21 protein-coding genes are annotated in these 22405 nt (G+C 71.8%); 14 read left to right on the top strand and 7 right to left on the bottom strand.

Going from position 1 to position 22405, the window contains the following annotated elements:
• Positions 1–100: 100 nt before the first annotated feature.
• The 3 genes from GQR16_RS12130 to GQR16_RS12120 all read left to right on the top strand — a co-directional run bounded on the left by GQR16_RS12130 (position 101) and on the right by GQR16_RS12120 (position 1891).
• Entirely contained in the window at positions 101–541 is a 441-nt protein-coding gene (locus GQR16_RS12130; RefSeq protein ID WP_157415400.1) for a VOC family protein, read from the top strand.
• A 98-nt stretch (positions 542–639) separates the two neighbouring features.
• Positions 640–1251: a histidine phosphatase family protein gene (locus GQR16_RS12125; RefSeq protein WP_157415399.1), complete on the top strand. Its 612-nt coding sequence runs from the start codon at positions 640–642 to the stop codon at positions 1249–1251.
• A gap of 85 nt (positions 1252–1336) precedes the next feature.
• Positions 1337–1891: a hypothetical protein gene (locus tag GQR16_RS12120; RefSeq protein ID WP_157415398.1), complete on the top strand. Its 555-nt coding sequence runs from the start codon at positions 1337–1339 to the stop codon at positions 1889–1891.
• A 96-nt stretch (positions 1892–1987) separates the two neighbouring features.
• Here GQR16_RS12120 and GQR16_RS12115 read toward each other — a convergent pair whose 3' ends face one another.
• Positions 1988–2818 (bottom strand): alpha/beta hydrolase, encoded by an 831-nt coding sequence (locus GQR16_RS12115; protein WP_157415397.1) that lies wholly within the window; start codon positions 2816–2818, stop codon positions 1988–1990.
• A 134-nt stretch (positions 2819–2952) separates the two neighbouring features.
• On the opposite strand from GQR16_RS12115, the gene GQR16_RS12110 reads away from it, so the two are divergent.
• The 3 genes from GQR16_RS12110 (at position 2953) to GQR16_RS12100 (ending at position 5259) form a co-directional block, all read left to right on the top strand.
• Entirely contained in the window at positions 2953–3534 is a 582-nt protein-coding gene (locus GQR16_RS12110) for a TetR/AcrR family transcriptional regulator (protein WP_157415396.1), read from the top strand.
• 106 nt (positions 3535–3640) lie between these two features.
• Positions 3641–4582 (top strand): cytochrome b/b6 domain-containing protein, encoded by a 942-nt coding sequence (locus GQR16_RS12105; protein WP_157415395.1) that lies wholly within the window; start codon positions 3641–3643, stop codon positions 4580–4582.
• Positions 4583–4668: 86 nt separating this feature from the next.
• Positions 4669–5259, top strand: coding sequence for a class I SAM-dependent methyltransferase (locus GQR16_RS12100; RefSeq protein WP_170298480.1), 591 nt, complete (start codon positions 4669–4671; stop codon positions 5257–5259).
• A gap of 63 nt (positions 5260–5322) precedes the next feature.
• Here the strand turns inward: GQR16_RS12100 and GQR16_RS12095 are convergent, their stop codons facing one another.
• Entirely contained in the window at positions 5323–6090 is a 768-nt protein-coding gene (locus tag GQR16_RS12095) for an EI24 domain-containing protein (protein ID WP_157415394.1), read from the bottom strand.
• A gap of 24 nt (positions 6091–6114) precedes the next feature.
• Here GQR16_RS12095 and GQR16_RS12090 point away from each other — a divergent pair, with 24 nt between their 5' ends.
• On the top strand, positions 6115–6972 hold the full coding sequence (locus GQR16_RS12090) for an alpha/beta fold hydrolase (RefSeq protein WP_157415393.1): 858 nt from the start codon (positions 6115–6117) through the stop codon (positions 6970–6972).
• A 62-nt stretch (positions 6973–7034) separates the two neighbouring features.
• On the top strand, positions 7035–8297 hold the full coding sequence (locus GQR16_RS12085) for an MFS transporter (RefSeq protein ID WP_157415392.1): 1263 nt from the start codon (positions 7035–7037) through the stop codon (positions 8295–8297).
• 30 nt (positions 8298–8327) lie between these two features.
• Here GQR16_RS12085 and GQR16_RS12080 read toward each other — a convergent pair whose 3' ends face one another.
• A complete protein-coding gene (locus GQR16_RS12080; protein WP_246200777.1) occupies positions 8328–9413 on the bottom strand; it encodes a trans-sulfuration enzyme family protein in 1086 nt (361 codons plus the stop codon).
• Between the two features lie 202 nt (positions 9414–9615).
• Here GQR16_RS12080 and GQR16_RS12075 point away from each other — a divergent pair, with 202 nt between their 5' ends.
• The gene (locus GQR16_RS12075) at positions 9616–10023 is read left to right on the top strand and encodes a DoxX family protein (protein ID WP_157415391.1); all 408 of its coding nucleotides are present in this window, start codon (positions 9616–9618) and stop codon (positions 10021–10023) included.
• Between the two features lie 360 nt (positions 10024–10383).
• Positions 10384–10689: a DUF1540 domain-containing protein gene (locus GQR16_RS12070; protein WP_157415390.1), complete on the top strand. Its 306-nt coding sequence runs from the start codon at positions 10384–10386 to the stop codon at positions 10687–10689.
• A gap of 143 nt (positions 10690–10832) precedes the next feature.
• Here the strand turns inward: GQR16_RS12070 and GQR16_RS12065 are convergent, their stop codons facing one another.
• Positions 10833–11666, bottom strand: coding sequence for an MBL fold metallo-hydrolase (locus GQR16_RS12065; protein ID WP_157415389.1), 834 nt, complete (start codon positions 11664–11666; stop codon positions 10833–10835).
• A 258-nt stretch (positions 11667–11924) separates the two neighbouring features.
• Between GQR16_RS12065 and GQR16_RS12060 the strand changes: the two genes are divergently transcribed.
• Positions 11925–12635, top strand: a complete 711-nt coding sequence (locus tag GQR16_RS12060; RefSeq protein WP_170298479.1) for an NUDIX hydrolase — start codon at positions 11925–11927, stop codon at positions 12633–12635.
• Positions 12636–12642: 7 nt separating this feature from the next.
• On the opposite strand, the gene GQR16_RS12055 is transcribed toward GQR16_RS12060, so the two are convergent.
• Complete coding sequence (locus tag GQR16_RS12055; RefSeq protein ID WP_246200796.1) at positions 12643–14034, bottom strand: MDR family MFS transporter; 1392 nt, start codon at positions 14032–14034, stop codon at positions 12643–12645.
• Positions 14035–14341: 307 nt separating this feature from the next.
• Between GQR16_RS12055 and GQR16_RS12050 the strand changes: the two genes are divergently transcribed.
• Both GQR16_RS12050 and GQR16_RS12045 read left to right on the top strand, forming a co-directional pair.
• The gene (locus tag GQR16_RS12050) at positions 14342–15430 is read left to right on the top strand and encodes an AI-2E family transporter (RefSeq protein ID WP_246200775.1); all 1089 of its coding nucleotides are present in this window, start codon (positions 14342–14344) and stop codon (positions 15428–15430) included.
• A gap of 91 nt (positions 15431–15521) precedes the next feature.
• Positions 15522–17189, top strand: a complete 1668-nt coding sequence (locus GQR16_RS12045) for a SulP family inorganic anion transporter (RefSeq protein WP_246200773.1) — start codon at positions 15522–15524, stop codon at positions 17187–17189.
• Between the two features lie 48 nt (positions 17190–17237).
• Here GQR16_RS12045 and GQR16_RS12040 read toward each other — a convergent pair whose 3' ends face one another.
• Both GQR16_RS12040 and GQR16_RS12035 read right to left on the bottom strand, forming a co-directional pair.
• Positions 17238–18809 carry a peroxidase family protein gene (locus tag GQR16_RS12040; RefSeq protein WP_170298478.1) on the bottom strand — a complete coding sequence of 524 codons (1572 nt, stop codon included), beginning with the start codon at positions 18807–18809 and terminating at the stop codon, positions 17238–17240.
• 175 nt (positions 18810–18984) lie between these two features.
• Positions 18985–20388 carry a GNAT family N-acetyltransferase gene (locus GQR16_RS12035; RefSeq protein WP_170298477.1) on the bottom strand — a complete coding sequence of 468 codons (1404 nt, stop codon included), beginning with the start codon at positions 20386–20388 and terminating at the stop codon, positions 18985–18987.
• A gap of 45 nt (positions 20389–20433) precedes the next feature.
• Here GQR16_RS12035 and GQR16_RS12030 point away from each other — a divergent pair, with 45 nt between their 5' ends.
• Positions 20434–22230, top strand: a complete 1797-nt coding sequence (locus tag GQR16_RS12030) for an ABC transporter ATP-binding protein (protein ID WP_157415382.1) — start codon at positions 20434–20436, stop codon at positions 22228–22230.
• Positions 22231–22405: the final 175 nt, after the last annotated feature.

Raw genomic sequence — 22405 nt, 5'->3', positions numbered from 1 at the left:
GGTGGCCGCCGCGGCGGGTGGCCGCCGGGGCGCGTCGGGCGTACCCTGCGCGTATCGGGCGGCGGCGGGGGCCGCGCCCGACCGGACACTGGGGGAGATCATGGCCAGCCTCGTCGTGCACTTCGAGATCCACGCGTCGGAGCCGCAGAAGCTCATCGACTTCTACTCCGAACTGCTCGGGTGGCGATTCACCCAGTTCGGCGACATCCCGTACTGGTCGATCGACACGGGCGAGGGCGCCATCGGCAACGCCGCCGGCGAACCGGGCCTCGGCATCAACGGCGGGCTCACGCAGCGCATGGGGCCGCAACCCGAGGTGGGCGCACCCGTCACCGGCGCCGACATCGTGATCGGCGTCGAGGACATCGACGCGGTCTTCGCGAAGGGCCTCGAGCTCGGCGCGATCGAGGCGCTCCCGCTCGACGACATGCAGGGCATCGGACGCGTCGGTTACCTGCTCGACCCCGACCACAACGTGTTCGGGCTCATCTCGCCGATCCTCTCCGACGGCACGAACACGATGGGCGGCGGCTCCGACTGAGCACCCGGTTCGGCGAGCCGGGTCACGGTCGTGCAACGACCTCCGGGCGCGCGCCCGTGCGCAGGATCCGCTCAGCCGCACGCTCATATGCTGGAACGATGCTCGCCCTCATCCGCCACGGTCAGACCGATTGGAACTTCGCCGGACGACTGCAGGGACGCACCGACATCCCGCTGAACGCCGTTGGCCGTGCGCAGGCGCGAGCCGCGGCATCCGCCTACGCCGGAGGCTACTGGGAGGCCGTCGTGAGCTCGCCGCTCGGCCGTGCCCGCGAGACCGCCGAGATCCTCGCCGACGCGCTCGACCTGCCGATCACGGGCACCTACGACGAACTGCTCGAGCAGGAGTACGGCGAGGCCGAGGGCATCAGCTGGAGCGAGGTCGCGACGCACTGGCCCGACCGGGTGATCCCCGGCAAGGAGCCCGACCACGAGGTCTCGGCGCGCGGCATGCGCGGGCTGCACCGCATCGCCGCCGACCACGAGGGCCGGCACGTGCTCGTCGTCGCCCATGGCGGGTTCATCCGGCAGACGCTTGCGGCCATCTCCGGTCACGAACCGCGGCACTACCCGCGGTTCGAGAACCTGTCGTCCTCGGTCGTGCAGTACGCGAACGCCGCGTGGCATGTGCGCTCGATCGGCGGCGTTCCGTACCTCGAGGCCGCGGTCGCGATCGAGCGCCGTGCCGCAGAGGCCGAGCGCGCCGCGTAGCCCTCCTGCGTCGGCCGTGTTTCGGTTCGGAGTCGGATCGCGCGCCGGTGGTGTCACGGCCGGGGCGCAGACGTAGACTCCGAAAATGGAGCCACCGGGCAGCACGACCCTGGTCGTGGTCGGCGACGAGGCGTCGCAGGCCATCCGCTCGATCGAGCGGTTCGCGAACGTGCAGGCCGCGAGCCTGGCCGATGCGACCGATGACGAGGTCGCCCGCTGGTCGGCGTCGACGTCGGCGCCGTACGTGGTGCACGACCACGATCCGCTCGGCCATGTCGCCGCGGCGTGGGTCGAGTTCTTCGACGACCAGTCGACGTTCGGCGTGCTCGAGCTCGAGATCGAACGGGCGATGGATGCCGCGGGCCGGCGTGAGATCAGCGTGCCCGACTACTACGTGGTGCTGCACCCCGAGGTGCTGCCCGTGACGTGGAAGCACTGGTGGTTGGGCGTGCTCGCCGCGGAGTCGCCGACCCGGGTCATCCCGTGGCCGTCGGCCGATGCCTCGCTCGCCGCCCTGCTGCGGCGGCTGCCGACGGGGCGGGCGTGGCCCGAGGTGCAGGCGTGGCTGCCGCGCGTGCCGATGTCGGTGCCCGACCTGGTCGGGCTCCCGTCAGCCGACCAGTCGGCCGAGGGCGCCTGAGCGCCAGCAATCTCCGGCGACGCGCCGATGCCCGCCCCGGCGCGGCCGGTGCGGGCATCGTGTGGTTCGGTGCGAGCGGTGCGACGCGGCATCCGCTCACACGGTGGCGGCGTTGGTGTCGTGCGCCTCGGCCCAGGCGAGGGCGTCTGCGGCGACCTCCTGCCAGCCGTCCTGGCTGACGATGCGGTGGGTGCGGCCGGCGTACTCCTTGTACTCGACGAGCGAGGGGCTGCCCGAGTCGCGGTACTTCTTGAGGATCGCCTTGCCGATGGCCGGCGGCACGACGTGGTCGATCTCGCCCGTGATGATGAGCAGGGGAGCGCGGTCGGTCTTGCCGTAGTTCACGTGCGTGACGCCGCCCTTCTCGTTGAACGCGGCCGCGACGCCCTCGAAGAACACCCGGTTGTAGGAGTTCACGGCGTACTGCTCCCAGAGCGCGTCGGACGCCTCGCGGCTGAGGTCGTTGCCGAACGTGAAGTGGAAGTGGGCCTTCGAGATCGGCTTGGCGCCGTTCTTGCCGAACGGGTTGGAGAGGATCGGGAAGCCGGTGCGGAGCGTCGACGGCGGCAGCGTCGTGATGCCGGCGGTCTGGCCGGGCGTGACGGCGACGTAGGCGGAGCCGAGGTCGCGGTCGGCGAGCATCTGGATGAGCACGCCGCCGAACGAGTGGCCCATGATGATCGGCTTGACGGGCAGTTCGCGGATGATGCGCTCGTAGTGGTCGGCGATCTCGAACAGGCCGATGCCCTTCAGCGCGTCGGGGTTCGAGCGGATGTCGGCGACGTCGCGGTCGTCGATGCCGGGCCATCCCGGGCGGATCACGCGGTGACCGCGGGCTTCGAAGTACTCGGCCCAGGTGTCCCAGCTCTTGGGGGTCATCCAGAGGCCGTGGACGAGGACGATCGGGGTTTTGTCGGTGGTGGTCATGATGCCTTCTCCTGAATTCGAACTGACTGCGATGTAAGTAGAACGATTGGTCTACTTCTTGATGGATCTCAAGGTAGACCAGATTCACAGCCCGTGTCAAGCAAAAAGAGAAAGATCGTTCTATCATTTACAACATGGCAATACGAACGACCGCTACCGGCACCTCCGTCGCCCGCGAGAAGCTGCTCGCCACTGCCTCCGAGCTCTTCTACCGCGAGGGCATCCACGCCGTCGGCGTCGACCGCATCATCGGCGAGGCCGGCGTCACGCGCGCCACGTTCTACCGGCACTTCCCGAGCAAGGAGGACCTCGTCGAGGCCTACCTCGGGGTTGAGGACGCGACGATCCGAGACGCGTTCGACCGCGCGGGCGAGGCGACCGACGACCCCGGGCAGCTCCTCGAACTCGTGATCGAGGGCCTGGCCGACGACGTCGCCAGACTGCACACGCGCGGCTGCCCCTTCATCAACGCGGCCGCCGAGTACCCCGAGGCCGACAGCGGCGTGCGCGTCGCCGTGGGGGAGCACCGCGCCTGGTTCAGGGGCACGCTCGAGGCGCTGCTCACCGGCGCCGGCTCGAGCGACCCCGAGGTCGCGGCCGGCCAGCTCGTGCTGCTCCGCGACGCCGCCATGGTGGGCGGCTACCTCGACGGCTGGGAGCGCGTGCGTCCCGCCTTCGTCGGCGCGGCGCGACAGGCCGCGGGGCTCGCGGCCTGAACGCGCTCCTGATCTGTGGCACCCTGTTTCGCGTCGACTTCGCGCCGCTCAGGTCGCGGCGCTATCGTCGAGGCATCCCACCCCTTCGGAAGGACTCCACCGCGCGATGACCGAGACCACCTCGAAGGCCTCCCGCGTCGCGGACTGGGTGCGCGAACGACGACGCCTCGTCGGCTGGACCGCGCTGATCTCGGTGGCCGCCGTGGTCGTCGTCGTGCTCGTCGCGCGCTGGCTGCGCGGCACGCCCGGCGGTGCAGACTTCATCGAGACCTACCCGGGCATCGTCGAACCGCCCGCGGGCACGCCCGTCGGCATCCCGGCCTGGCTCGGCTGGCAGCACTTCCTGAACTCGTTCTTCCTCCTGCTCGTCGTGCGCACGGGGTTCCAGCTCCGCTCGAAGCAGCGGCCTCCCGGGTTCTTCACGCGTGACAACACGCGCTGGCCGCGCACGAAGCGCGCGCCGCGCCGCCTCGGCATCTTCCTCTGGTTCCACCTCTGGCTCGACGCGCTCTGGGTGCTGAACGGCGTCGTCTACGTCGTGCTGCTCTTCGCGACCGGCCAGTGGCTGCGCATCGTGCCCACCGACTGGGCGGTCGTGCCGAACGCGATCTCGGCCGCACTGCAGTACGCGTCGCTCGACTGGCCGACCGAGAACTCCTGGGTCGTCTACAACTCGCTCCAGCAGATCGCGTACTTCGCGATCGTGTTCATCGCGTCGCCGCTCGCGATCCTCACGGGCCTGCGCCTCTCGTCGGTCTGGCCGCCGGAGGGGGCGCTCGTGCGGGCGTTCCCCGAGAAGCTGGCGCGCCGCCTGCACTACCCGACGATGATCTTCTTCCTCGGGTTCGTGTTCGTGCACGTCGTGCTCGTGCTCACCACCGGAGCCGTGCGCAAGCTCAACCAGATGTACACCGCCCGCGACGCCGACGACTGGCTCGGGTTCGCGGTGTTCGCGTTCTCGGTCATCGTGATGGCGGTCGCCTGGGTGCTCGCGAAGCCGCCGCTCCTGAAGCGCATCGCAGCCAAGGGCGGCACGGTCCGCGGCTGAGGCGTTCGCCCTGGCCGTCGGCCTGGGCACCGGTGCAGGCGCCGGTCTCGGTGCCGCCGTCGGTGCGTGCGGGTATCGTGCCGCACGTGGAGCCCATCAGCAACGACGACCTCGACGACCTCGAGCGCGAGCTCATCGGTCGCGTGCGCGGCCGCGTGCTCGAGATCGGCGCGGGCGACGGCGAGAACTTCGGCGCATTCCATCCCGAGGTCTCGTGGACCGGTCTCGAGCCCGACGCCGGGCGTCGCGCCGAGCTGGCGCAGCGGGCGCGCGAGTGGCGTCACACGACGACCCCGCTCGATGCGACGGCCGAGCGCATCCCGCTGCCCGACGGCTCGGTCGACGCGGTCGTCGGCACCTACGTGCTCTGCTCGGTGACGGATGTCGCGGCCGCCGTCGCCGAGGTTCGCCGCGTGCTGGTGCCGGGCGGCCGGGTCGTGTTCGTCGATCACGTCGCGGCCCCGCGCGGCACGCTCAAGCGCCTCGTGCAGAACGTGGCGACGCCCGTGACGACGTGGCTCGATCACGGATGCCACTGGAACCGCGACCCCGAGCCCGAGCTCGAGGCGGCCGGGTTCACCGGCGTCGAGGTGCGTCGCCTTCGCGTGCGCTCGATACCGTTCGGTCCGGTGCCCGTGCTGCTCTACGAGGGCGTCGCGCCCTCGCCGGTCGAGTAGGCGCCCCGGCACCGTCTCGAGGCTCATCGTGCGGGCGAAGGCGGCTGGTCTCGATACGCTTCGCTACTCGACCGGCGGATGCGCAGCCGCGGCCGTCGCCGCCGCGTCGTCGAGCACGCCGCGTGCGAGCATCGTGGCTCCGGCGACGGCCGCGGGCATCGTGAAGACCGCGCCGAGCGGCACCATGAAGCAGAGCTGGGTGGCCACGCCGAAACCGAGCAGGCGCGCGCGGTGCGAGCGCAGCAGCGCCCGGCGCTCGTCGGCGGGGATGCCGCGCGACTCGAACGCGCGGCCGGTGAGCTCCCAAGCGAGCAGACGCCCCGAGAGCACCACGCCGAGCACGGGCGCGAGCACGCCGCCGATGACGGGGATGAAGCCGCTGAGGCCCACCCCGATCGACACGAGCACGCCGAGCGCGATGAACGCGACCGCATCGCCGGCCGAACGCCAGAACCCGATGCCGCGGCCCGTGGGTTCGCCGCCCAGGTCCTGCTCGACGGCCAACCAGATGCGCTCGTAGAACGGGTCGCCGACGAGCAGGGTGAGCCCCGTGAAGGTCACGGCGGCGAGCACGATCGCGCCGCCGAGCAGCAGGGCGCCGATGGCCGTGCGCGTGAGCGAGGCCCACGGCTCGACCCATCCGGCGGCGAACGGCGTCGCCCACACGGTGATGCTCGGCAGGCTCACGCCGAGCGCCACGAGCCCGATGAGCACGACGACCCAGACGATCGCGGCGGGCACGAGCCCGAGCAGCATCGCACCGGGCTGCCGGCGCCAGAATCCGAAGCCGCGCAGCAGCGTGCGCACCCCGAGCAGGAACCGTTCGATCATCGTCGATCAGCCTATGCTGGCCCGGTGCCGACCTCGATCGACGTGAACCTGCCCGACGGCCGCGTGCTGCGCGCCCACGACACGGGCGGGGTCGCGCCCGGCGGTTCCGACGGGCGAGCGGATGCCGCGGGCGGCCCGGTGCTCATGTGGCACCACGGCTCGCCGCAGACCGGGGCCCCGCTCGCGCCCGTGGTCGCCGCGGCGGCCGCGCGCGGCATCCGCGTGATCTCGTACGCCCGACCCTCGTACGGAGGCTCGTCGCCGCGGCCCGGCCGCGACGTCGTCTCGGCGGCCGACGATGCCGTGGCGGTGGCCGACGCGTTCGGCGTCGACACGTTCCACGCGATGGGCGCGTCGGGCGGCGGGCCCCATGCGCTCGCGGGCGCGGCGCGGCATCCGGATCGCGTGCTCGGCGTCGCGACCCTCGCCGGCATCGCGCCGTTCACCGACCGCTTCGACTGGTTCGCGGGCATGCGCGCGCCCGGAGCGCTGCACGCCGCACGCGAGGGCCGCGCCGCACGGGAGCGCTTCGCGCAGACCGACGAGTTCGACCCCGAGCAGTTCCTGCCCGTCGACTTCGCGGCGCTCGACGGCGCGTGGTCGGATCTCGGGGCGGATGTCGCGCGCGCCGCCGAGTGGGGCGACGACGGCCTCATCGACGACGACGTCGCCTTCGCGAGGCCATGGGGATTCGAGCTCGCCGACGTGCGCGTGCCCGTGCTCGTCGTGCAGGGCGAGGGCGACCGCGTGGTGCCGCGGACCCACGCGTCGTGGATGCTCGCGCACCTGCCCGACGCGACCCTGTGGATGCGCCTCGACGACGGGCACGTCTCGGTGCTCGACGTCGTGCCCGATGCGCTCGACTGGCTGCTCGCGCGCTGAGTCGGCCGGGCACCTCGCCGCGTCTCCGGTCGGCCGGGCCGTCGAGGGTGTTTGATACGTGCATGAGCGATCCGGTCGCGCAGGCCCGGGCACCTCGCCTCAGTCGCATCGGCGGCCCCGAGGCCTGGCTCGTCTGGGTGCTCGCGACGACGTTCGTGGTGTGGCTGTTCGCGATCCAGACCGGATACGCCGTGGTCTCGCCGGCGATCCAGGAGTCGGCGGGCCTCACGCTGGCGCAGATCGGCCTGGCCGCCTCCATCTACACCTGGGTGTTCGCGCTCGTGCAGTTCTTCTCGGGCGCGCTCCTCGACCGCTTCGGCAGCCGGCCCCTGCTCGCCGTCGCCGTGGCGCTCGTCGCCGTCGGCGCGTTCCTCTATGCGGGCACGACCGACTTCGCGACCCTCGCTCTGGCGCAGGCGGTGCTCGCGGTCGGAGCGTCGTTCGGCTTCGTCGGTGCCGGGTACATCGGCGGCCGGTGGTTCGCCGCGGCGAGGTACGGGCTGATGTTCGGCCTGGTGCAGGCGGCGGCGAGCCTCGGCTCCGCGATCGGACAGCCGGTCATCCTCGTGCTGCTCGACGCGCTCAGCTGGCAGCAGCTGCTCCTCGCCTTCGCGAGCTTCGGCCTGCTGCTCGCGATCCTGTTCGCCGTGATCGTGCGCGATCCGATCGTCGCGGAGACCCCGGTCGAGCGACCGCGCATCAACGTGATCACGGCGATCCTCCGCGACCTCGGGCACTGCTTCGGCATGCGTGACGTCGTGCTCTCGGCCGTGTTCGCCGGTGCCGCGTTCGGCACGATGCTGGCCGTCGGCACCCTGTGGGGCCCGCGGATCATGGAGGCCAGGGGTGCGTCGGCCGATTTCGCGACCGCGCTCACCGCGCTCGCGTGGCTCGGGCTCGCGGTCGGCGCGCCGCTCGTGAACGTCGTCTCCGACCGGTGGCGCAGCCGCAAGGCGCCCGCCGTGGCATGGCTGCTGCTGCAGGCCGCCGCGATCGCCCTCGTGATCTACCTGCCGGTCGATTCGCACGGCGTCGCGATCGCCCTCATGTTCGCGGTCGGCCTGTTCTCGGGCGTGCAGATGCTCGGGTTCACCGTCGCGGGGGAGTCCGTCGACGGCAGTCACATCGGCAGCGCCGCAGCCATCGTGAACGGGGTGTGCTTCCTCGTCGGCGGGCTGCTGGCCGTGATCCCGTCGATGCTGATGCCCGCCGACCCGGTGCTCGCCGACTACCAGGCGGTGCTCTGGTCGATGCCGGCCGTGCTCGTCGTGGGCGCGGCGGCCGCATCACTGCTCCGCGGTCGTGGCCGTGCGGGGGAGTCGTAGGCCCGACCCGGTCGCCGGGCTCCCGCCGCGCTACGCGTCGAGCGCGTCGAGCGCCTGCACGAGGTCGCGGTGCAGGTCGTCGACGTGCTCGAGGCCGACCGAGAGGCGCACGAGGCCGTCGGGGATCGTCGGCTGCTCGAGCTGCCAGCGGCGGCGGCGCTCGAAGGTCGATTCGACGCCGCCGAGGCTCGTCGCGTGCACCCACAGCGCCGTGCCCTGCACGAGCCGGTCGGCGGGCTCCTTGCCGCCGCGCACGACGATGGAGATGATCGCGCCGAAGCCGGGGTAGCGCACCTCGTCGAGTGCAGGGTGGTCGTGCAGGCGCGCGGCGAGCTCGGCGGCCGTGGCCTGCGCGCGCTCGAGGCGGACGGGCAGCGTGCGCAGCCCGCGCAGTGCGAGGTAGGTCTCGAACGGGCCGGGGATCGCGCCGAACAGCGAGCGGTACGCGGTGATCTTCTCCACGAGCTCGTCGGATGCCGCGACCACGGCGCCCATGAGCACGTCGCTGTGACCCGAGATGTACTTGGTGGCCGAGTGCACGACGAGGTCGGCGCCCGACTCGAGCGGACGCTGCAGCAGCGGCGTCGCGAAGGTGTTGTCGACGGCCACGAGCGCGCCGTGCGCGTGCGCCGCGGCGACGAGCGCCGGGATCTCGGCGAGCTCGAGCGCCGGGTTGGTGGGCGACTCGATCCACACGAGCGCCGCGCCCTCCATCGAGGAGGCGACGGCCGCGGTGTCGCTGATGTCGACGTAGACGACCGAGAGCCGGCCCTTCACGGCGAGCTGGTCGAGCTGCGCCACCGTGCCCGTGTACGAGTGGCGGGGCGCCACGACCGTGCCGCCCTCGGGCACCAGGTCGAGCACCGCGGTGATCGCAGCCATGCCCGATGCGAAGGCGACCGCGCGGCCGCCCTCGAGGCCACCGAGCGCCTCCTCGAACGCCGTCCACGACGGGTTCGCGTAGCGCGCGTACTCGAGGTCGCCGCCCGCGACGTAGGTCGACGTGAGGTGCACGGGCACGTTCATCGGCTGGTCGGGCACGTGCGGCGGACGCCCGGCGATGATGAGCCGCGTCTCGGGGTGCAGCGCGGGCGTCGCGGTCGTCGAATCGTGCACGGTGGCCTCCGGAAAGCGCAGGGGTGGGATGCCGCGGCAGCGACGTGCGCGGCTCCGCCAGCGTAACCCGGGCACCGAGTCCGCGACGACGCGGGCGACGCGATGACGAGCGGCGGACGCGGCGACGACGGCCCGACGTGGCCGGGCGCGACCCGGCGCAAGGGGGGTGACACGCGGGGTCTCGCCGCCCTAGCGTCGGAGCATGACGTCAGACGCACGCACCTCCACGGTTCCCCGCAGCATCGCCCGCTGGCTCCTGGCCGGCGGCCTCGTGTTCGCGGGGGTGAGCCACCTGTTCTGGGCGCGCAAGGAGTTCCGGGCACAGGTGCCGACCTGGGTGCCGATGGACGCCGACGGCGTCGTCGTCGCCTCGGGCGTCGTCGAGGTCGCGCTCGGCAAGGCGCTCATCGTGCTGCCCAAGGAGCGTCGTCGCATCGGCTGGATCGTCGCGGCGTTCTTCGTCGCGGTCTTTCCTGGCAACCTCGCGCAGTGGCGCGAGCGCCGCGACGCGTTCGGGCTCACGACCGATCGTTCGCGGTTGGTGCGCCTGTTCTTCCAGCCGCTGCTCGTCGCGCTCGCGATCTGGTCGACGTCACCGCGCAAGGGCTGAGCGACGATCGGTGCTCAGCGTGGAGCGAGGCGTGCTCAGCGCGGAGCGCGGATCAGGGCGAGGATCGAGGCCAGCAGCCCGATGCCGCCCACCGCGGCGATGACTCCGAGCACCGACCAGATCACGGCTTCAGTCGACATGGCGCACTCCTTCGAGATCGTGGTCCCATTCTGGTGCGCGGGCCCGCCGCGGTAAAGGCCCGGAATCGCCCGATCCCGGGAGCCGCGGCATCCGGATAGGTGAGCCTCGCCTAAGAAGAAAACCGCCTGTGATCTGCGCAAAAGCGGCACTTCTTCGTGGCGGATCCCGGAGGTGCGGGCGTACCATCTCGGTACCCAGCCGAGTCACGTGGAGGCCACCATGAGCATGACCCTCGATGAACTGCCCGCCGTCGCCGAGTGTTCGGTGAGCGGCTGTTCGTACAACGACCACTCGCACTGCCACGCCGCGGCCGTCACGATCGGCGGTGCGGTGGGCGATGCCGAGTGCGCCACGTTCATCCCGCTCGGCACCCGCGGGGGCCTCGACAAGGTCGTCACCCACGTCGGCGCCTGCCAGCGCGCCGAGTGCGTGCACAACAGCTCGCTCGAGTGCACCGCGCCGTCGGTGCGCATCGGTGCGGGCTCGTCCGACGACGCCGACTGCCTGACCTACGCGGTCGCCTGACCGACGCCTCCGCCGAGCGACCCGACCGAACCGTCCCGACGAACACCCCCGGACCCGGCCTGCGCGAGCACGCCGGGTTCCGCGGTGTTCGGAGGCCGGTGCGCGGCGCCGTCCCGGTGATCGGCCGGTGCGCCTCGGGGCGTCTAGCCGTGCTCGCGCAAGTAGGCCAGCTGGGCGCGGACGGATGCCTCGGCGGCCGGCCTGACCGCGGCATCCGTCTCGGCGTAGACCGTGTCGACCACGCGCCCGACCGTGGCCGGGTCTGCGGGGTCGGCGCCGAGCGCGGCGAGCACCGCGCGCACCTGGGCGAGGCGTTCGGCGCGATGGGCCAGGTACTCGTCGCAGATCTCGCCGAGGTCGCGCAGCACCGGGCCGTGGCCCGGTAGCACGGCGACGTGGCCGCTCGACGAACGGCCGATCGCGCGCAGGCGCTCGAGCGAGTCGAGGTACGGGCCGAGCGCCCCGTCGGGGTCGGCGATGATCGTGGTGCCGCGGCCGAGGATCGTGTCGCCCGTGAGCACCGAACCGTGCGGCGCATCGTCGGCGAGCACGAAGCACGCCGAGTCGGCCGTGTGGCCGGGCGTCGCCAGCACCTCGATCGCGAGGCCCGCCGCCTCGATCCGCTCGCCGTCGACCAGCGGCTCGCCGCCGATGCAGAACGCCGGGTCGATCGCGCGCGCCGGGGCGCCGACGAGTTCGGCGAAGCGTGCGAGCCCGTCGCGGTGGTCGGCGTGGTGGTGGGTCAGCAGCACGAGCTCGACCGGGCCGAGCGCGGCGAGGTGCTCGAGGTGCCCCTCGTCGAGCGGGCCCGGGTCGACGACCACGGCGCCCGCGGCGCCCGGCGCGCGCAGCACGTACGAGTTCGTGCCGTCGAGCGTCATCGGTCCGGGGTTCGGCGCGAGCAGGCACGTGGCCAGTCGCGAGACGGACGTGGGGCGGATGCCGCGGCGGACGTGGTGGGGCAGCGGGTCGGCCATGCCCGAAGTGTACGCGCGGCCCGGCACGGCCTGCACGCGCCGGTGCGGCCTGCACGCGGCATCCGGCGCCCTCGCCTCGCGTGGCCGCAGGACTCACCCGCGGGAGGGGAAGGGAGCCATGGGAGGAGCGTTCCCCGGAATCGGCCCTCCCGTGGGCGCGAACTCCTCCTGCCGCCCGGACGGGGGTCCGGTCGCAGGGTGCGGTTTCGCGCGCACGGTTCTACTCTGGGGGGCATGTCCGGCGAGCTCGACGCACTGATGGATGATGCCGATGAGGGGCACGCGGCCACGGTCGTGCTGCTGCGCGACGGCGAGCGCGGAGTCGAGGTGCTCCTCGCGGAACGCCCGCACAGCGGTCGCTTCCCGGGCGCCTGGGTGTTCCCGGGCGGGGTCGTCGAACCGGTGGATGCCGCGGGCGGCTCGTTCGACGACGAAGGCGCGGCTCGGCGGGCGGCCGTCAGGGAGACGCACGAGGAGGTCGGCCTCGTGCTGAGTCCGCACGACCTCGTGCCGTTCGCGCACTGGACCCCGCCGCCCGGCACGCCCAAGCCCCGCCGCACGTGGTTCTTCGCGGCCCGGGTTCCCGAGGGCCGGCTCGTGCTCGCTCCCGACGAGGTGCTGCAGGCCGAGTGGTTGCGCCCGATCGACGTGCTCGAACGGCACGCGGTCGGCGCGATGACCCTGTGGCCGCCGACCTGGGTGACGGTGCACGGACTGACCGACGCGGCATCCGTCGACGAAGCCCTCGCGGCCCTGGGCAGCGGCGAGATCACGCCCTACATCTCGCGGTTCAACGACGATCGCACGGCCGTCATCTGGCAGGAGGACGAGGCGTTCGACTCCGACGCCGAGCACGACGGCACGCACGCGGTGCCCGACGAGGGCCCCGACGCGCACGGCACGCGCCACCGGCTCATCATGGACCGGCTGCCCTGGATCTACACGAACACGCTGGGCGCCGGGTTCTGACCCGCGATCAGGCCGGGTTCACCGCGTCGGATGTCTCGGAGGGCCGGTGCTCCACGTCGTCGACGTGCACGCGCGGCATGCCGATGGCGCCCGCGAAGGTGGCGACCGTCGCGATGACGACGCCGATGAACACGGCGGTGGTGGCCGCCTGGATCGCGGCGCCCGACTGCTCGCCGAGGCCCGAACGGTCGATGATGCCGTTCGCGACGGCGCCGAACACGGCGACGCCGACGGCGCTGCCCATCGAGCGGAGGAACATGTTCGCGCCCGTGACCACGCCGCGATCCGACCATGCGACCGAGGACTGCGCGGCGATGAGCGTGGGGGAGGCGACCAGGCCGAGGCCGAGGCCGACGATGAAGCAGGCGAGCGCGCTCGTGATCGGGTTGGGCACGAGACTCGCGGCGACGAGGCCGGCCGTGCCGACGAGTGCGATGCCGAGCCCGATGAACGCGGTGTTGCGGAACCCGATGCGGAGGAACAGGCGCCCCGACTGCGAGGCCGAGATCGGCCAGCCGAGCGTCAGCGCCGCGACCGAGAGGCCCGAGACGAGCGGGGATGCGCCGGCCGACATCTCGAGGAACGTCGGCACGTAGGAGGTCAGTCCGATGAGCACCGCGCCGACGCCGAACGAGATGAGCGAGGTCGTGAGCAGCAGCCGTCGGGAGAAGAGCCACAGCGGCAGCACGGGCTCGGCGGCGCGACGTTCGATGAGCACGAACACCGCGAGCAGCGCGGCGGCCAGCGCGAACGCCCCGATGCTCTGCCAGGAGTTCCATGCCCACGCCTGGCCGCCCTCGAGCACGGCGAGGATGAGCAGGGTGAGCCCGACGGTGAGCACCAGCGCGCCCCCGAAGTCGATGCGGTGCCGCTGGCGCTCGACCTTCTCGTGGTAGTTGCGGATCAGCATCCAGGCCGCGATGAGGCACAGCGGGATGTTCACGAAGAAGATCCAGCGCCATGACGCGTACTCGGCGAACAGCCCGCCGAGCGAGGGGCCGATGACGGAGGACGCGGCCCAGACGCTCGCGATGTAGCCCTGCACCCTGGCCCGCTCGCGCACGGAGTACAGGTCGCCCGTGATGGTGATCGACACGGGCAGCACGGCGCCGGCACCGAGCCCCTGGATCGCGCGGAAGACGATGAGCGAGGTCATGTCCCACGCGAAGCCCGCGAGGATCGAGCCCACGAGGAACGCGCCGATGCCGACGAGCATGATCGGCTTGCGGCCGACCGTGTCGGCGAGCTTCGCGTAGACGGGCACCGAGACGGCCTGTGCGAGCAGGAAGATCGAGAACAGCCACGGGAACTGCGAGAACCCGCCGAGGTCGGCGACGATCGAGGGCACCGCCGTCGCGAGGATCGTCGACTCGATCGCGACGAGCGCGGTCGACAGCATGAGCGCGATGAGCACGGGGCCCCGCTCGGAACGGAACCCCACGGCGGTCTGGTCGGTCACGTTCCTCCTCGCGTGCGAGCGCGGTCGCCGGCACACAGAAGAGCAACGCGCTCGACCGGGATTCATTCCGCATCCGCGACTTCCCGCGCCGCGACGAGGATGTCCGGCGCGTGCGGCGCGGAATCCTAGCACCGAAGTTGCTAACCAAGTTAGTAAGATTGCTTTCGGCGCGGCACCCTTTCCTGAGGGCGCGCCGACGCGTAGCGTCGCTCCCATGTGGAGACGAGCACGAGTACGCCAAGCGCCGGTGGCGACCCAGATCACGACGGATGCCACGGCGAACGCCCCTGAGGTGAAGATCCGCTCGTTCCGCATCGGGTTCGTCGGCGCGCTCGGCGTGCTGCTCGCCATCCTGCTCGGCGGGATCGTCTCCCAGCTCGGGACCGTGCTCCTCTACGTCGCGCTCGCGCTCTTCCTGGCACTCGGCCTCGACCCGGTGGTCAGCTGGCTGCAACGCCGCAGCCTGCCGCGCTGGGCGGCGATCCTCATCGTCTTCGTCGGCGTCATCGGCATCTTCGTCGGGCTCATCGCGACGATCGTGCCGATCATCGTCGAGCAGACCAAGATCATCGTCGAGAACTGGGACGAGATCCGCGACAACGTGCTCAACAGCGACTTCGTGGCCTGGCTGAACGCGCTCGGCGGCGGAGACCACGCGATCGACGACGCGATCGCCTCGGCCGGCGACTGGCTCGCCGATCCCGCGAACCTCGGCGCGCTCGGCGGCGGCATCCTCGCGGTCGGCGTCGGGATCGCGGGCGGATTCACCGGGGCCACGATCGTGCTGATCCTCACCCTGTACTTCCTCGCCTCGCTCGACTCGATGAAGCGCTACTCGACCAAGTTCGTTCCGGCCAGCTCGCGCGGCAAGTACCGCGAGGTGACCGAGGAGATCACCGGTTCCGTGGGTCGCTACGTGATCGGGCAGTTCAGCCTCGGCGCGGTCAACGGTTTGCTGAGCCTCATCTACCTGACGATCATCGGCGCGCCGGCCCCCATCCTGCTCGCCTTCATCGCGTTCCTGCTCTCGCTCGTGCCGCTCGTCGGAACGCTCACGGGCGCCGTGATCATCTCGCTCGTCTGCCTCGCCGCGTCGCCGGCCACCGCGCTCGCCGCGATCATCTACTACCTGATCTACATGCAGGTCGAGGCGTACGTGCTGAGCCCCCGCATCATGAACCGCGCGGTCGCCGTGCCCGGGGCGCTCGTGGTCATCGCGGCCGTGGCGGGCGGCACGCTCGGCGGCGTGCTCGGCGCGCTCGTCGCGATCCCCGTGGCCGCCTCGCTCATCATCATCGTCGAGAAGGTGATCTTCCCGAGGCAGGATGCCCACTGACGACCCGACCCCGGAAGGCCCCGGGCAAGCGGGCGAGGCCCGCAGCGGCGGTTCCGGATTCCGGAGCCGCCTCGGGCGCGCCACGAGGCCGGTGCGAGCGCTCTTCGATCGGAGGACGCTGAAGTCGGATGTCTCGTCGGGCCTCGTGCTGGGGCTCGAGGCCGTGCCCGACGGGCTCGCCGCGGGCCTGCTGGCCGGCGTCAACCCGCTCGCCGGTCTCTACGCCTACCTCTTCGGCATGGTCGGTGCGGCGTTCGCGACCGGGAGCATGTTCATGGCGGTGCAGGCCACCGGCGCGATGTCGCTCATCGTCGCCGACAGCGGCCTCGAGACGCTCCCCGACCCGGATCGGGCGCTCTCGACCCTCGCCCTGATGACGGGCGTCGTGATGGTCATCGCCGGCCTGCTGAACGGCGGACGCCTGCTGAGGTTCGTGCCGACGGCGGTCATGACCGGCTTCATCACCGCGGTCGGGGTCAACATCATCCTCGGGCAGCTCGCCAACTTCACCGGGTACGCCGCGGAGGGGGCCAACCGCGTCACGCGCACCTTCGACCTGCTGCTCCACATCTGGCGCATCGACCTGCCGACGACCATCGTGGGGCTCGTGACCGTGGGCCTCATCGTCGTGCTGCAGCGCACGAGGCTCCGCGCGCTCGGACTCGTCGTCGCCATCGTGCTCGGCTCGGCGCTCGCCGCGGCGCTCGACGCCTGGTCCGGCGCCTCCGTCGCGGTGCTCGACGACCTCGTCGATGTGCCGGGCGGGCTCCCGGCCCCCGTCGCACCGTCGTTCGACGACGTGCTCTTCCTGCTCGTGCCAGCGGTGTCGCTGGCGTTCGTCGGGCTCGTGCAGGGGGCGGCGGTCGCGGCCGCCTATCCGAACCCCGACGGGCGACCGGTTCCTCCCTCGCGCAACTTCTTCGGCCAGGGCGCGGGCAACCTCGTCGCGGGCGTCTTCCAGGGCATGCCGGTCGGCGGCTCGATGTCGGGCACGGGGCTCATCGTCGCGGGCGGGGCGAAGACGCGCCTCGCGCTCTTCGTCGCCGGCACCGTCATGGCGCTCACGCTGATGCTCTTCTCCGGGCTGGTCGGCTACGTCGCGATGCCCGCGCTCGCGGCGCTGCTCATCGTGGTCGGGTTCGGCGCGATCAAGCCCGCGCGGGTGAACTCGGTCGCCCGGTCGGGCATCTTCCCGCTCACGATCATGGCCGTCACGTTCGTGCTGACGCTGCTCATCCCGCTGCAGTTCGCGGTGCTCGTCGGCGTCGCCCTCGGCATCGTGCTCTTCGTCGCCGACCAGTCGAACTCGGTGCGGGTCCGCCAGCTCGACCTCGTCGACGACGGCCGCATCCGAGAGCTCGACCCCGTCGACCACATCGGGGCCAACCAGGTCGTCGCGCTCCAGCCGTACGGCAGCCTCTTCTTCGCGAGCGCACCCCGCTTCGAGTCGCAGCTCCCGACGGTCGACGAGCGCACCGTGCGATCCGCCGTCGTGCTGCGGCTGCGCGGCATCGACCAGCTCGGGTTCTCGTCGATCGAGGTGCTGAAGCGCTACGGACGCGACCTCGAGGCGCGCGGTTCGCGGCTCGTGCTCGTCGTGTCGAACGACCGCGTCATGGAGCAGCTCGAGCTCACCGGGCTCACGGCCGAGCTCGGCGACGGCGGCATCGTGCGCGGAACCGAGTGGATCGGCGCGGGCGTCCGCATGGCCGTGCACGAGGCCCGCACCTGGGTGCACGAGGACCCGGAGCGGCACTGACGCCGGGCCCGCCGCACGAGCGGCGAGTCCCGGCATCCGCCCGACGGATCAGGAGAACAGGTCGGCGATGTCCTGGCCGTCGACCGGAACCCCAGCGGCCGCGAGCAGGTCGCTGATCTCCCACTTCTCGGGATCGGCCGTCGAGACCTTCTCGAAGAGCGCGACGCCACCGGCCTTCTCCTTGGCCGGCGTCCAGTGCGGATCGCGGTTCAGGTACGAGAACGCGTCTCCTCGCAGCAGGCCCGAGAAAACCGCCGCGACGATCGTGGACCCGACCGCGCCGAGGTGCTCTCCGTCGGCCTGCTCGGCGGCCTCCTTGAGGATGTAGACCCAGAGCGACTCCTCGAGCGGCTTCAGGTTCTCGATCGGGCGGATGTGCAGGGCGTGCGCGACGTCGGTGGCCGACGGCAGCTCCATGCGCCAGCCTCGCCGGATGTTGAGCTCCGCGAGCGGGTTCGGCGTGGGCCCGCCCGGAATCGTGAACACCGACTTGCTGAGGTGCGTGTCGATCTTGTGCGCCCGCTGCGGGAACGGGCCGCCCGAGGACGGGAAGTCGAAGAACCAGTCCCACTGCAGCGAGTGCCGGTCGGGCAACGGCGATCCGCCGCGCAGGTCGGGCGGGCCGGGCACCGGGACCGACGGCTGGGCCACGCCGGGCGTCGAGAAGATGGGCTTGCCGAACTGCGTGCCGATGGGCGGCGATACGCCGACGCTGCGCTGCAGTTCGATGTTGATCTGGTACTCCGCCCGGATCATCGAGTGGCCGAAGCGGTACGCGGCCACCGAGAACTCCACCGGCATGAACGGGTTCTCGCTCCAGTCGTACACGTCCTGGAGTCCGTAGGTGACCGAGTAGAACGGGCCGCCGGCGTCGCCGCCGTCCTCGTCGAACGCGATTGCCTTGGCGAAGACCTTCTCGTCGACGATGCGCGAGACGAAGTCGTTCCAGACGACGTACTGGTAGAACCACACGGTGATGCGCTGCGCCTCGAGGAACAGCTTCCGTCCGGACGGCGCGATCTCACCCGCCGGCACGGGGGCGTCCGCCAGCTTCTGCAGCGTGCTGTTGTGCGCGAGCGCGAACGCCAGCTGCAGCTGCGAGACGATGCGGTTCTCGTCGTTGCGCGGGTCGCCGATGAGCGCGACGCCGTCGGCGTTGCGCTGCACATCGGGTTCCTTCGGGGATTCGCCCGTGCCGACCTTGAGGAACCCCGGGAACCCGTCGGGCAGCACGCGGACGTGGTCGTAGAGGTACGGCTGGTCGTCGGGGCCGCGCCCGTAGAGGCTGTCGAGATCGAACCTCGGCGACCTGAAGTTCTGCAGGCCGTCGGGGTCGTTGTGCCTCGTGAGGCTCGACTGCGGGTCGAACGTGATGTCGTGGTCGATGAACTGGCCGAGATACGTGTAGCCGACGGGCGTGGCGCTGTCGGGCGGGGCGCCGACGGCGAACATCTCGTCGATCGCGAAGGTGCGGATCGCCGCCTCCTTCTCGGCGTCGGTGGCCCCTGGAGGCGACCACGGGGTGAAGCCGCGGCCGAAGAGGCGCCCGAAGCGCCCTTCGTGGCTGCGGGAGTGGGGCACGTTCAGGGGCACGATCGAGTGCTTGCTCGCGTGTTGCATGGTTCTCGCCCTCCAGCGATGGGCCCGTGCGCAACGACGGCTCGGCGACGCCATCGCGGCGGCTGCGGGGGTGAACACGGCGAACGTAACGCTGAGGTGAGAAATGCTCATCAGTGCGGACACTGAGGTGGGGTGGAGCAGATCGCCGGCCGGCTTCTCCTGGCCGGGTCGGCCCTCAGAACCAGATGCTGAGGTGCGGGGTTCGGGGTGCGGCGAAGAGCCGGTCGGCGAGGGCGAGCGAGCCAGGCGAGAGCTCCTCGATGCGTCCGGCCCGGGCCAGCACCGACGGGCGCACGCCGCCGAGGTAGATCGATCCGAGCTCGCGCACGTCGAGCCGCAGGCCGTGCGTCGCCTTGCCGCGCGAACGCCGGCCCGAACGGGAGCCGGCGGCCGCGGCATCCGCACCCTCGTCGGCCCTGCGCTCGTCGGTCCTGCGCTCGTCGACTCCGGGGTCGTCGGTTCGACGCACCTCGGCGCGACCGTCGCCGGAGGCATCGAGCACGTAGCTGCCGGCCGCATGCCCGAGCGCGTCGCCGACCTCGAGCGTGAGCGTGCCCGACGCACCGTACTCGCGCGCCGAGAGCGCCACGACCGGATCGAGCACGCGCAGCCAGAGGTGGTCGACGACGTCGTGCATGCTCACGGCGCGCGGGTCTTCGAGGAGCCAGCCGAGCGGCTCGTCGACGCTGCGCAGCCGCGAGCGGATCTCGGTGACGAAGTCCATCTCGACGAGGAAGCGCCAGAGTGCGCGCTCGGCCTCGTCGGTCGCGGCGACGAACACGTCGGCCTCGACGATGCCGGGCAGGTTGGGCTCGCGCCCGACCGTGAAGGCGACGAACCCCTGGGCCTGTCCGGACCGGTCGTCGTACCGGGCGACGCGCAGGGCGCGCGATGCGGCGCTGTCGGGGTCGACGAGGCCGAGGTGGCGCTCGAGGAGCCCCGGCCAGCGGTCGATCTCGCCGGGCGTGCGCGAGACGGCGCGGCGCGCGATGGCGGGCGCCTTCGCGATGAGGTCGGCGGGTTCGACGAACTGCACGCGGCCGGGGGCGTCGGGGCCGATCCAGCTCACGCGTCGCCGGTCGACCTTGATCGTGGCCGCGGATGCCGCGGGGCCGAACCCGTAGCGCCCGTAGATGGTGGCCTCGGTGAGCGTGAGCATGGCGAGGGCTGCGCCGGCCTCGCTCGCGTAGCGCAGCTGCGCCTCGAGGAGCGCACGGGCGATGCCGCGTCGGCGGTGCGTGGGGGAGACCGTGACGGCGCTCACGGCCCAGGCGTCGACGCTGCGCCCCCCGGGCACGCTGAGGCCGGAGGGCCAGCCGTCGACCGTCGCGACGGGCACGCCTGCGTCGTGCGCGGTGGGGTCGTAGACCCCGCGGAGGCTGCGCTGCTTCGCGACGCGCAGCTCGCGGCGCAGCTCGGCCGGCTCGGGCCTGGCGTGGTGGAACCCGCGGGTCTCGGCCTGCGCCCAGGACTGGAGTGCGGCGTCGTCGGCGGGGTCGACCTGGCGGTAGTCGAGCCCGCGGCTTCTGAGGGCGTCGATCGTGGACTGATCGGCCGGGATGCTGCGGGGATCGAACATCATCCCAGCGTACCCATGGGCGCGTGTTCGGGGCAGAATGGTTGCATGAATGGGCAAGCGCTTTCCCGAATCGAGCACGCGATCGACGGACAGCGTCCGGCACGCTCGGTGCTCCGGCTGCTCGACCTGCACCGCGGCAGCGTGCTCGCGGCCGTCGCGTTCTTCACGGTCAAGGACACGCCGCTGTGGCTGCTGCCCGTCATCACCGCGGCGATCATCGACGTGGTCGTCGCCGGCGGGCCCGTCTCGACCCTCATGATCTGGGCCGGCGTCGCGGTCGTCGCGCTCGCCCAGAACTACCCGAACCACGTGCAGTACACGCGGCTGTTCATGGGCGCCGTGCGCGAGATCGGCGCCGACCTGCGCAACGCCCTCGCCGCCAGGCTGCAGGCGCTCTCGATCGGCTTCCACTCGCGCGCGAACTCCGCGGTCGTGCAGACCAAGGTCGTGCGCGACGTCGAGAACGTCGAGGTCATGCTGCAGCAGGCCGCGCATCCGCTGCTCTCGGCGACCATGGTGCTCGTCGGCGCGGTCGTCATGACGGCGATCAACGTGCCCGCGTTCCTGCCCGTCTACGCGCTCGCGATTCCGCTCGCGGTGCTGCTTCGCGCGATCCTCAACCGCCGCAGCGCCATGCGCAACGCCTCGTTCCGCCGCGAGGTCGAGCAGTTCTCGGCCCGCGTCGGCGAGATGGCGACGCTGCTGCCCATCACCCGCGCACACGGGCTCGAGCAGACCGCCGTCAGCCGGGTCGCGCACGGCGCCGAGGGCGTGCGCGCCGCCGGGTTCCAGCTCGATCTGTTGAACGGGCGCTTCGCATCGCTCTCGTGGGTCAGCCTGCAACTGCTCGGCGTCGGATGCCTCGTGCTCGCCGCCTGGGTCTCGATCACCGGCCTCATCCCGATCACGCCCGGCCAGGTGGTGCTCCTCAGCTCGTACTTCGCGCTGCTGACGGGCGCCGCGACGAACCTGCTCATGCTGCTGCCGATCATCGCGCGCGGCACCGAGTCGATCCGGTCGATCGGCGAGGTCATGCAGGACCCCGACCTCGAACGCAACGAGGGCAAGCGGCCGGTCGCTTCGGTGCACGGCGACCTCACGCTCGAAGGCGTCGGGTACCGATACGACGACGGAGGTGCGGATGCCGCGGGCGCGCGCCCGGCCCGGCCCGCGCTCGCCGGCCTCGACCTCGACATCCGTGCCGGCGAGACGATCGCGTTCGTCGGCTCGTCCGGATCGGGCAAGTCGACGCTGCTGAACCTCGTGCTCGGGTTCCTGCGACCGACGAGCGGACGCGTGCTGCTCGACGGCGCCGACATGGAGGAGCTCGACCTGCGCACGTTCCGCAGCTTCGTGTCGGTCGTGCCGCAGGATTCGGTGCTGTTCGAAGGGAGCATCCGCGAGAACATCGCGTACGGGCTCGGCGAGGTCGACGACGCCCGCGTGCTCGACGCCCTGCGCGACGCGAACGCGCTCGAGATCGTCGACGCCCAGCCCGACGGCTGGCACACGGTCGTCGGCGAACGCGGTGCCAGGCTCTCGGGCGGCCAGCGGCAGCGGCTCTCGATCGCCCGCGCGCTCGTGCGCGACCCGCGTGTGCTGCTGCTCGACGAGGCGACGAGCGCGCTCGACCCCGAGTCGGAGGCGAAGATCAAGGTCGCCCTCGAGCACCTCATGCGCGGACGCACGACCCTCGTCGTCGCGCACCGCCTGTCGACGATCCGCTCGGCCGACCGCATCGTGGTGCTCGAGCAGGGGCGCATCGTCGAGGTCGGGTCGCACGCCGAGCTCATCGCCGCCGGCGGGCGCTACGCCGAGCTCGACCGCGTGCAGTCGGCGTAGAGCCGGCCGGAGCACCTGACGGGAGTACCCGACGGGAGGAGATCGGCGCGAGGGGAGGACGCTTCGGGCGAGCAGGTCCTCCGCGCGCGACGATCCCCTCCCGTCGGTGTGACGGGAGGGGATCGGGGTGGTGCGGCGCGCGAGCGGCGGCGCCAGCGAGCGGCGTGAGGCGAGC

This window comes from Agromyces allii (assembly GCF_009749385.1).
GTDB lineage: Bacteria > Actinomycetota > Actinomycetes > Actinomycetales > Microbacteriaceae > Agromyces > Agromyces allii.
This window is presented reverse-complemented; position numbering and strand designations above follow the sequence as displayed.